The sequence below is a fragment of the Shewanella sp. 5S214 genome (assembly GCF_041439795.1).
GTDB classification, from domain to species: Bacteria; Pseudomonadota; Gammaproteobacteria; order Enterobacterales; family Shewanellaceae; genus Shewanella; species Shewanella vesiculosa.
In genome coordinates this window covers 1-8,604 of the sequence record NZ_JBGOOV010000051.1, presented here as the reverse complement: position 1 = coordinate 8,604, position 8,604 = coordinate 1, and the positions used below count along the sequence as shown (strand labels likewise).

General features: G+C 38.4%; 13 protein-coding genes. 4 read left to right on the top strand and 9 right to left on the bottom strand.

Annotation, left to right across the window (positions count from 1 at the left end; translation table 11 throughout):
- Positions 1–870: 870 nt before the first annotated feature.
- From ACED29_RS20700 to ACED29_RS20690, 3 genes are read right to left on the bottom strand one after another with little or no spacing between them, the layout of a single operon-like run.
- On the bottom strand, positions 871–1,437 hold the full coding sequence (locus tag ACED29_RS20700; RefSeq protein ID WP_371698620.1) for a hypothetical protein: 567 nt from the start codon (positions 1,435–1,437) through the stop codon (positions 871–873).
- On the bottom strand, positions 1,434–2,339 hold the full coding sequence (locus ACED29_RS20695) for a site-specific integrase (protein ID WP_371698619.1): 906 nt from the start codon (positions 2,337–2,339) through the stop codon (positions 1,434–1,436). Before ACED29_RS20695 ends, ACED29_RS20700 begins: the two co-directional genes overlap by 4 nt.
- Entirely contained in the window at positions 2,332–2,586 is a 255-nt protein-coding gene (locus ACED29_RS20690) for a hypothetical protein (protein WP_371698618.1), read from the bottom strand. The genes ACED29_RS20695 and ACED29_RS20690 overlap by 8 nt, the downstream gene beginning before the upstream one ends.
- Positions 2,587–3,222: 636 nt before the next feature.
- On the opposite strand from ACED29_RS20690, the gene ACED29_RS20685 reads away from it, so the two are divergent.
- From ACED29_RS20685 to ACED29_RS20675, 3 genes are all read left to right on the top strand, one after another.
- A complete protein-coding gene (locus ACED29_RS20685) occupies positions 3,223–3,498 on the top strand; it encodes a hypothetical protein (RefSeq protein ID WP_371698617.1) in 276 nt (91 codons plus the stop codon).
- A 14-nt stretch (positions 3,499–3,512) separates the two neighbouring features.
- Positions 3,513–3,665, top strand: coding sequence for a hypothetical protein (locus ACED29_RS20680; RefSeq protein WP_371698616.1), 153 nt, complete (start codon positions 3,513–3,515; stop codon positions 3,663–3,665).
- 182 nt (positions 3,666–3,847) lie between these two features.
- Positions 3,848–4,312 (top strand): hypothetical protein, encoded by a 465-nt coding sequence (locus ACED29_RS20675; protein WP_371698615.1) that lies wholly within the window; start codon positions 3,848–3,850, stop codon positions 4,310–4,312.
- Positions 4,313–4,385: 73 nt separating this feature from the next.
- On the opposite strand, the gene ACED29_RS20670 is transcribed toward ACED29_RS20675, so the two are convergent.
- From ACED29_RS20670 to ACED29_RS20660, 3 genes are all read right to left on the bottom strand, one after another.
- Positions 4,386–4,550, bottom strand: a complete 165-nt coding sequence (locus ACED29_RS20670; RefSeq protein WP_371698614.1) for a hypothetical protein — start codon at positions 4,548–4,550, stop codon at positions 4,386–4,388.
- Between the two features lie 283 nt (positions 4,551–4,833).
- Positions 4,834–5,112, bottom strand: a complete 279-nt coding sequence (locus ACED29_RS20665; RefSeq protein ID WP_371698613.1) for a hypothetical protein — start codon at positions 5,110–5,112, stop codon at positions 4,834–4,836.
- A gap of 125 nt (positions 5,113–5,237) precedes the next feature.
- Positions 5,238–5,681, bottom strand: a complete 444-nt coding sequence (locus tag ACED29_RS20660) for a hypothetical protein (RefSeq protein WP_371698612.1) — start codon at positions 5,679–5,681, stop codon at positions 5,238–5,240.
- 623 nt (positions 5,682–6,304) lie between these two features.
- Here ACED29_RS20660 and ACED29_RS20655 point away from each other — a divergent pair.
- On the top strand, positions 6,305–6,616 hold the full coding sequence (locus ACED29_RS20655) for a helix-turn-helix domain-containing protein (RefSeq protein ID WP_371698611.1): 312 nt from the start codon (positions 6,305–6,307) through the stop codon (positions 6,614–6,616).
- A 13-nt stretch (positions 6,617–6,629) separates the two neighbouring features.
- Here ACED29_RS20655 and ACED29_RS20650 read toward each other — a convergent pair whose 3' ends face one another.
- The 3 genes from ACED29_RS20650 to ACED29_RS20640 form a co-directional block, all read right to left on the bottom strand.
- Positions 6,630–6,998 carry a type II toxin-antitoxin system RelE/ParE family toxin gene (locus tag ACED29_RS20650; RefSeq protein WP_371698610.1) on the bottom strand — a complete coding sequence of 123 codons (369 nt, stop codon included), beginning with the start codon at positions 6,996–6,998 and terminating at the stop codon, positions 6,630–6,632.
- Between the two features lie 98 nt (positions 6,999–7,096).
- Positions 7,097–7,546, bottom strand: coding sequence for a hypothetical protein (locus tag ACED29_RS20645; protein WP_371698609.1), 450 nt, complete (start codon positions 7,544–7,546; stop codon positions 7,097–7,099).
- A gap of 63 nt (positions 7,547–7,609) precedes the next feature.
- Positions 7,610–8,413, bottom strand: coding sequence for a replication initiation protein (locus ACED29_RS20640; protein ID WP_237162722.1), 804 nt, complete (start codon positions 8,411–8,413; stop codon positions 7,610–7,612).
- Between the last annotated feature and the right edge of the window lie 191 nt (positions 8,414–8,604).

The window sequence follows — 8,604 nt, the reverse complement described above, 5'->3', positions numbered from 1 at the left end:
CACCTCAACTCGGTAGACGCACACCTTTAACTCGGTAGACGCACACCTTTAACTCGGTAGACGCACACCTCTAATTCTATAAGGTGTTTATAATCAATAGGTTAAAATTACTCTAAGTCTTTTAAGTCTTAAACAAGTTAATATAAAGTCTTTAATGCAAGTTTGGTCTTCACTTTGTGGATAGACGTTTTTTGAAAATCTCCGAGTGAGAACCCTTCTTGGGGGGCTTGCCCCCCGCCAGCCCTTCCCCTCGCTACGCTCGTTTCCGGCATCCCCCCAAAAGCTATAATGCCTCGCCATTTCCTGCCCTTGGCAGGGGCGAGAGCGAAAGAACGAACCGGAAGGGTTCGCTTTGCCTCCGGCCGTTAGCCGGTATTTGGAATTGGAACTTGGTTTAAAAGCATGTTGCTACGCAACTGTCTGGCAGAAATACGAGGTCAAAATCAAAGCTAAGGGGTCTAAATGAAGATTTGAGGCGTTTTTAGCTAAAAAGCGTGGACTTATGGAGTCTGGATAAAGAAAAGGGCTTAAAACGCTTTTTAGAGCCTCTGAGCAATTACCGATTAGCGAAGTCTATTGGCAAGTGAGAAGTGGCTAATTCTTGAAAGTTAGTATGGGTTTGTATATCAAAAATGATATACCGTAAATCCTCTCACCTTAAGCGCTAAAATCCCATAATAATGAGGGTTACAGGGGAAATATTGAGGCTGGCATGTCTATTTTAGTCTTCATCTTTGTAACTCGGGAGCTGTAAGTACAGATACCGACAAATGAAAAATCCGACAACAAAGATAACGAGAACTGAAATTTGTGATGTGCTCATGTGTGACCCCATTTTTTGTTTTAAATAACTATATCAGAAATGATATACTAAGTGTTGATTTTTTGTTTGATCCGGTGAAAACCTCCAGCGGCTCTATCTCGTTTTATTTCAGCGAAGCGGGCGGCTTTTTCGGCCTGCTCTACCCGTTCATTTGCCATTCGTGCGATCTCATGCGCCTCTTGGAGCATTTGTTGCGCACGTTCTTGCTCTGCAAAGATTTTTTCTCGTGTTTGGTACAATATTTTTTCTTCATTTTCTAAAGCGTAGCGCTCCCCATTAAGCTTTTCTCTTTCTCGCTGCTCTGCGGTCTCAGCGTCATTTTTAGCGGCTTTTAGGTCGGTCTTTAGGGTCTGTATTTCATTGCTATGATCGACATTCTCTAAACGGCTATACAGCCTAACTAAGAAGATTGATGCGGCTCCACCGGCAAATAATAGACCCGCAAAGGCCACAGGCCAAGCGTGTAAAATCAGGCTCCAACCTGTCGATTTTATTTCCCATTTAGCATTACTTGCGCTTGCCCATGCCTGAGTCTGCATGTACGAGTCTAGCCAGAAATAACCAAGCACTAAGCCGACCATAAGCAATAAGATGAGAACGCTTCTCCAGTTCATCGTAAGTACACCTCGGTAATTTCTGCTCTAAAATGCCCCAATTCTAGAGACACGGTTTTTAATGCTAACTGCCTATTCATTCCTGAATTTTGAAGCTCGTACATCCGTTCTTGTGCATAGCTATGGCGTAGGCCATGCCCGCCTGACGACCAGCCCAAGGTGCGAGTGGATGAACCGCTAAACGAGGAAGACCACGTTCTGCCACCGCGAATATCATAATATTGGGTGTAATGAACGCCTCTATCATTGACCTGTTTCGGTGTCTCTAAACGTCTTGCTTCAAGTTGTTGCGCCAGGTGCAAAGGGATCTCCACTTCTCGGCACAGCCCCCCTTTGCCCTGGACGGTATAACGCTCACCGCTACGACCGGAAAACTTGTGCTGAATAGCCTCTTTTTCTTTTTCTTTCCTCGTGTCAGCCGCTCTTTCACTAAGCGGCAACAGGGTAAATAATTCATGCGATCTTAACCCTGCGGCATAGGCAATTTGAGTTGAAAGCGCGTTTTGTTCTTGTTGGGAACCAACAATCATTTTGACTTGTTCAGCCGTATAGCTGCGAGATTTTTCGATGGTGGCTAACGCTGATTTTATGGGGGTAATTCGCTCATTAATATCGAGCTTTTTACTATTGAAATACATCATTGCTTGAATCGCTTGGCGCTCTAAATCGAGTGTCTTTTGGCGTACATTTTCCCCGCGTTCTTCAAGGTAGTTAATGGCTTGTTCCGGTGTCATTTCACGTAAGCCAATATTCAATTCACGATTGGCATATTGAGCCACACGAGAAAGCGCCTCTTCGTAGTTCCTGACAGTACCAACGGATTTGATATGAATCCCTTGTATCGTTTTCATGACGTTAGCCGCTTGGGTTTTGGCTACGGCAATCGGATCTTTTTTACCCATGCTTTTTAATCCAGCGAGTGACGGTTGAAAGTGAAATGGTTACTTCTAGCTCATGTAACCACCGATGCACTTCTGTGGCCGTAGAGCCGTTTCTTAACAATTGAATTATTTCACCATGATAATTATCTAATGCGGATTTACGCTGAGAATAATTACGTTTTCGAATGGCTTTAGTTTGGGCTTTTAGTTTGGCGACTTCAGCCACTGGATCAAAATATAACGGGACTTGCTTTGGTTTTTTTTTCATTTCGATTCTCGTAAGAACATACAACTATCAGTATTGATAGCAGCGACAACTAAATGCCTATTAGCCTGATTTTTGCTAAACGGAGCAAAGGTTCAAACTTATCTAGCCTATTCCGCATCTGAATTTTGAGTGAGATGAATCACTGACCGTTACACTGGTTAAGTGGATTTTGAAGTTTTCTTCATTGCCTTATGGCCTCCTAATTTCGATTATCGATAGTGGGTAACTATTTCCCTGATGTATTCAGGTCTCAGATTTGTTTTACCAGTTTCCGGAGGACTGGTGTGCTAAAGGCACAACTCTTTGGAAACTCGAATGTAACGACATACCAGGGAACGTTCAAACGCGAACTTGCTATTTTGATGTTTCGGGATTTAGGCGTCAGATTTCGTCATTTTATTTAGGGATAAAATAAATTGCGTGAAATTGCGCTAGGCCAGAGTCTCGCTATGTTTTATAGGCGTCAGCCTATATGAACATAGCGAGACGAAACAATGATGTTCCTAATGCGAGGAGTCTCGGCCTTTGTTCTTTTTGTCGCGCAATAAAATCAAACTATATCAAAAATGATATAGTAATTTTGTAGGGAGTTTGATACTATAGCTATATCTGATTTGATATAGAAAAGAGCATAATATGGAAAACAACACGAACGATCTTAGAGCTGTTTCGATATTCATTAATGCAATGAGCAATCATAAATTATCGAAAGCTGACATCTTACTTTTGAATTATTTGATGATGAAATATGCAGGCTTTGAGCAGGGAAAAAGCTTTGAGATTAATCAGTCTAAAATCGCTGAAGATTTTGCATTGAAGCAGCCGAACGTGTCACGTTCAATTAAAAAGCTCGTAGCATCCGGCTTATTAAAGTCTGAAGGTCTTAATACTTTTTTAATCGATATGAGCTAGCAGGACTGCATACAGTGAAGAAAGAAGATGAATTAAAAGCTGAATTGGAAAGGTTGCGATCAGATATGGGATCGTTGATGGATGAACAATTAGGCTCTCCAGAAGTGAAAGAATGGCTGGAACGAGTGCTCGCGATAAAAAATAAGTTAAATAAGAAGGCTCATTAAAACGTTTCCCCTCCAAGTCAGTTGCATAGACTATAAGACAAGCAGGCTGAATAAGGTTTTTGCTTTAGAAAGCTAATACGCGAGGTTTTTTCATAGTATAAAAAGTTACGTCTGCCCTATCTACCTTAACTTCAATAACACACTATTGCGTTATTGTTCAATGACTTACGGAGGAGGCAAACTTGCAATTAGAATTTTTAGGTATATTATTATGTCTAAACGAAAAGGAGTTAAAAATGAATATAGATATAGATACATCATATGAGATGAAGTTACTTACCCCTTTAAAAGGCACTTTAGGTGTAAAAATTTCTGATTATTTATTCAGCTTAAAAAATAATGGCATTAGCATCACAGACAAGAAGGGGGTGGTGGATAATAAGTTTATAGCTCACTTTGAGCACCTAGTTCACAAAGGGATAATCACAAACAGCAGTGGTAGATCATCACTCGATAGCTTTGGGCTAGAGATTGGTACCAATCGTCACATTAATTACTGGGATTGTTCAGATATCATGTTTGTAGAGCAACGAACTTATAAAGCTCTTAAGTCAGCTATAAAATGGTTACTAAACCATATTACTACTTTTATCTTTGCAACTCTCTCAACGCTTTTGGCTGCTGTAATTTTGGCAAATCATATCTAAAATGATATAGTCTGCACGGGATTTTTGCTGAAAATCTTTCTGTACTCTAACAATAAAATAAGCCAATTCTGGTTTAGATGGTTTCCTTCATCTCAATTGTCTCAACGTCATTCATTGTAACTTCGATGATCTCAACATCATCTATTGTTAACGTTTCATTGTCGTAACATCTTTTTACTTCAGGGTTGTTGAGGGCTTTCTCTTTAAGCTGTTGAAGGGTTGTCGTTTTGTATGTCATTTTTATATCCTAAAAATTATTTTCACTGAAAATCTTTTTGAAATGTAAATGCTAAGCCTGTAACTGTGCGCCATTTTTCAGAGTATCGTATGTAATGATAAGATAACTTCGCTGATTTGAAATTGATTTCAACCAACACCAGTGGATATCTACTAAGCAGTTAAAATGAAATATAGGCACATTGTTTATTGCTGAAGAGTGCTTTAAATCGCCTTGAATGGGTTGATGAGTAAGTAGGTAAGGCCGGTTGACTTTATTATAAAAATCAACCTTTTTACCAAAATCAATCTAATGTAACAGTCCAGTTTCCACCTTTATCTTCTATCTGATATTTATAATTATATCCATTACATAGGAGAGTAAAATTACCGTCCCATGATGATCTGGTTATTGCAGATACACTATCGCATCTATACCCACTACCAATGACCATGTCAGTAATAGCATTTATTAATTCTGTATCATTTCTATCTACATTTGAAGAAAATTGAGCGTCAGACTCTATTTGTACAGCCATTACTGGGGAAATAAACATTAATGTGATGAGCAATATCTTTTTCATATGGAACTCCTGAGTAGAATAAAAACGTGATCCAATCACGCATAAATATTAAACGAAACCTACTGAATGTATATTTTTTTGTAGGTTTTCAACGTTTATAACGTTTATAACGTTGGTTTATATTTTTAAAGTTTAACTTTTATGTTTTCCGAGGACATTATTGAATCAAATGAGGCCGTTTTAGTTTGTAAGTTGTAACTGATGCTTACCTTATCTTCTTGGCGCCAGCGTCCCCATGTTCCGTCAACCCATCCTGCCCATACCATGCTAGAACTATCAACCTGGCATACATAATCCCATTCAGTATTATCCTGTGGGCGAGTATATGAAATGTAAATCAAGCCTTGGTTACCAACTCTCTGCAGCTTCATTATATCTAATGGTTTTCCGAACTGATCTGCTATGTATGCTTTACATAGAGAGACCTTCTCCAATTCTGTCCAATGTTTGTTTGATTGTGATGAACCTGTACTTAAATAAATCAGGATTACTACGACTGCAGCGACTATCCATATAATATTCTGACGAAGGAAGTTTTTTAATTTTGGTGAAAGAATTTTTTGATTCATAGCAAAGTCCTTTTTATGGCTAGATATCTATTTTTAAGAGATTAATAATATTGTATATCATATTTGATATGTTAACTGTTGGGTTTTTGCTTGAGCCTAAATGATGTTGCCGTTTAAAAATCAAACAAAAACAAATGGATATTGTTATGCCGAATAACATCACTGTTAAAGAGATAGAGTTATTTGAATTTAAAACGATCGCTCGAGAAGTAAAAATCTAACTCGGAAATGTCTAAAAGTGAGCAAATTTTATTACGTCACACAACTATATCTAAAATGATATAGCTTAAAAAAGTTTTCACTGAAAACTTTTTTGTGAATATACCAGGTTAAGCCGGTATTTTGCCTGAAATCGAAAAGGCCTCACGCTGCTGATTTATTGAACTGTTTTGGTATTAAATTTTCACTGAAAATTCGGTGTTTTTGACGTACATCGCCGTTTAAAAGCGCGCGTTCGTGGACAGGATGGAGCGAAAGGCTCGTTTTGAGGGGCTAACTGGCCTATTTAACATAACTGCCAATTGTGTGCACACAGACTGGTCAGACCACTATTGACGCCTTTGTCAATTATACTGGTTTTATACAAAATTACGTATAACTTAAAAGTGCTATTTGAGGTCTTTATGACAAACCTAACTTATACCAACATTTTCGATGCTATCACTGACAATCCTGGTGAAGCGGCAGATCTAGAATTTCGTGCTGACTTACTTCTTGTTATGCGCAAAATTTTCGAGCATAAGGGATGGGGACAAGCTGATATTATGGATGCCCTTGGTATTTCCCAGCCTAGAGCTAGTGAATTAACAAGAGGAAAGGTGGATAAATTCTCTTCTGATAAGCTTATTGGATTCCTAGCGAAGCTTGGGTTTAAATTTAAGCCTAAATTTAACTTAGAGCTTTTCTGCGAAGTAAAGGTACTTGAAGTAGCTTGATTTCAACGCAGGTTTATTTAGCCTGCTTTATTTTTTTATTCATTTCTCTGACTTCACTCATCATTTCTTTGTACCTTATTTTCGCAGTACTCATTCCTTGCTTATCTACACCTTCCGTTGTCTTTGTAAAAGCATGAAGTATGTAAACTGTATCCATGAACTTTGCGCAATAAACGGTTCTATATGCAGGGCTTCCGTTTTCAATGAGTTCTATCGCCCCGGCGCCAACGCTTGAAGATATATCTTTAAAGTCTGAAAATGGTTTTTCGTTTTGTTGCACTGCGTTTAAATCAGAGCCAAATTGACTTCTAATTTCAAAAGGAAGATCCATAAAGGCTTTTTTTGCTGAATCGTTTATAAATTTAAATTTTTTTTCAGACATATTATACTCGCATTTTGTTATGTTTTTTATACTGATTAAGTTGGAGTATGTTTTAAATTATATTGACATATTTGTACAGTTTGGTCATTTCAACTAAGTCAGCTTTGCTCATGAATTTTTTTTATTTCATTTCTTAATATAATATCAGCCATTGTTTTTATTTCTTTTGGCCAATCGGGATCATCTTCCGGTTTTTTGCTTTGTGTTACTGGAGACTGCTCTTTGCTGTTTGGCTCTGGAATGTAAGTAAGCCTATTCGTTAAGTTTTCTATTTCCGCTTTCATTTCCGCTTGTTCTTTTCTGAGTAGCTCAACAATCGCAATAAGGTCTTCATAATTATATGTTGCTTGGTGTGGCTTTTTTTTTGTATCACTTGTTGCAACTGGTTCTAGCTCACCATATACACGGATTAATTCCGAGGTGTCTACAAACGGTAATCCGTCTCTATCTCTCTCTATGGAAAGCTTGCCAGAGTGGATATGACGCCATATTGTGGTTCTGTTTTTACCCGTCAATTTGGCGGCTTGAGATAAATTTACTTTTGCCATGTTGCACCTAGTGTTTAAGCATCAAGGGATGCAGTGTTGCGAGTGTTGCATCTGGATTGTATGTTAAAACCCGTCAAACTTCATTTGTTCGTCAACTCTGTATGTAAATTTTAGTTTGCTTGCTTTCCGCTGTTTTCGTTCAATGATCTCTACGCTTAGATCTTTTATTTCTGTGGTATCTGTTATTGTATCTATGCTCAACTTAATTACGCTGCGATTGAACTCTTTAAAGAGCGGGTAAGAGTATTTTTTCTCTTTATTGAATATAGTAAACAGCCCTAGCTCATCTTTGAGTTCATCAACTGTAATTTCAAAATACCGATCTTTTTTCTCGCCTATTTTTTGTCTGATTAATTGATATAAGTTACTCGCGTTTGTGTCTCTTAGTCGTGCGCTGGAGAGTAAAACCTGAGTGGTATAATTACCCTCGATCATACAAATGTAAGGTTCCATTTGGCGGCTAAAGCTGATGTCAACAAAACCATCACCCTCTTCATAATCACAGTATTCAGTAACATTAAGCATTCTAATTCCAGTACCTACAGGTCTAACCCAAGGGCGATCACCTTTTCGCGGTATTGGAGATAAAAGCTGATCTTTTGGAATCCCAATTAATTGTTTTTGTAGATCTAGTGCCGCTGATTTCAGTTGCTCATAAGCCGTATTCATTTCAAGTTTAGCTATCTTTGCATATTCACTTGCGTAAATGCGGAACACTTGCCCTTTTTTAATCAACCTCTTAGAGTCGAGCTGAGCTATGGCCATGAATAAAACACGCCTAGAAGATAATGGCATCTGTGACAATGTTCGATTGATATCTGTCTTATGTCGAACTTTAGTTTTTGACGATATGTTAGCTAAATCCACGGGTGTTTTTCCTGTTTTTTATTTACACACCCATACTAAAGGTGTGTGAATGATTTTGTCAATAAACACCTTTGTGTTGCTGGTTTTTTTTTGAGCGGTAACTCGGTAGACGCACACCTTTAACTCGGTAGACGCACACCTCAACTCGGTAGACGCACACCTTTAACTCGGTAGACGCACACCTTTAACTC